Annotated in this window: 2 protein-coding genes; both read right to left on the bottom strand. The window is 56.0% G+C overall.

Annotated features, from left to right (window positions below; all coding sequences use genetic code 11):
- Positions 1-8: 8 nt before the first annotated feature.
- Positions 9-557: an IS630 family transposase gene (locus SB822_RS54700; protein ID WP_410858799.1), complete on the bottom strand. Its 549-nt coding sequence runs from the start codon at positions 555-557 to the stop codon at positions 9-11.
- On the bottom strand, positions 554-859 hold a 306-nt coding region (locus SB822_RS54695), incomplete at its 5' end, for a helix-turn-helix domain-containing protein (protein WP_410858798.1). The genes SB822_RS54700 and SB822_RS54695, both read right to left, overlap by 4 nt.

Here is an 859-nt window from a genome sequence, read left to right as displayed (position 1 = left end):
TTAAGTGTTCACGAAAAATTAACTTGGAATTTCGAACCATATCCGTTGAGCAGAATTTCCAGCTCCGCATCGATGGTTTCTTTCGTCCACGTCGCGAATCGCCGCCAGTGGTACTTGAAGTGCTTCCATACGATCTCAATGAGATTCAGTTCGGGACTGTACGGCGGCAGATAAAACAGGAGTGCTTTGTGTTCGATGAACCAGCGGTCCAGTGTGACCTGATCGATTCCGTAATGAATGCTCGCATTGTCGAGCACGATCACGGTCGGTCTACCATCGCCGTGACAAATCAGGTCATTGAGAAAACCCTCAACGTGAGGCCCTTTGACCGTATGGCTGGTTGCTGCATGGACGAAACTGTTTTCAGCGAAGTTCAGTGCGCCCATCACATTGCGTCGACAATGGTGGTTGGGCTCAATGGCATGGGGCAGTCCACGTGGTGACCAGCTACGCTGCACAGGCGGTGATCCGCAAAAGCCGGCCTCGTCGAAATAGAACAGGCGACACTGGCCATCGCGCGCGGCGACCTGAAGCTTCTCAAGCGTGGCCTGTTTCATCTCGAACTCCTGTTCATTGCGCTTTTTTTCAGCGAGAAGCGATTGCGCTTGAAAGTGAAGCCCGCACGCTTGAGGGCTTCACCCAGCGTTTCTATCTTGCAGGGCAGCGCCTGGGCTTGTGCCTGCTCAACGCGTCGAGCTATCTGGACCAGGGTAAGCGGCTCTGCCCGCGCAATCTCCAGCGCGACAGCGACCACGTCATCGGGAAGCGCACGCGGCCGACCGCCGTTGTGACCGCCCATGAGCGCGCAAACGCCTCCAATACGCCACGCGTGAGCCCAGTTGTAGACAGCCTGGTCGCT

It is taken from the genome of Paraburkholderia sp. SIMBA_054 (assembly GCF_046534875.1).
GTDB lineage: Bacteria > Pseudomonadota > Gammaproteobacteria > Burkholderiales > Burkholderiaceae > Paraburkholderia > Paraburkholderia hospita.
This window is presented reverse-complemented; position numbering and strand designations above follow the sequence as displayed.

Coding starts and splice junctions, on each gene's coding strand:
- SB822_RS54700 (WP_410858799.1), bottom strand. CDS start 557: ATGAAACAGGCCACGCTTGAGAAGCTTCAGGTCGCCGCGCGCGATGGC.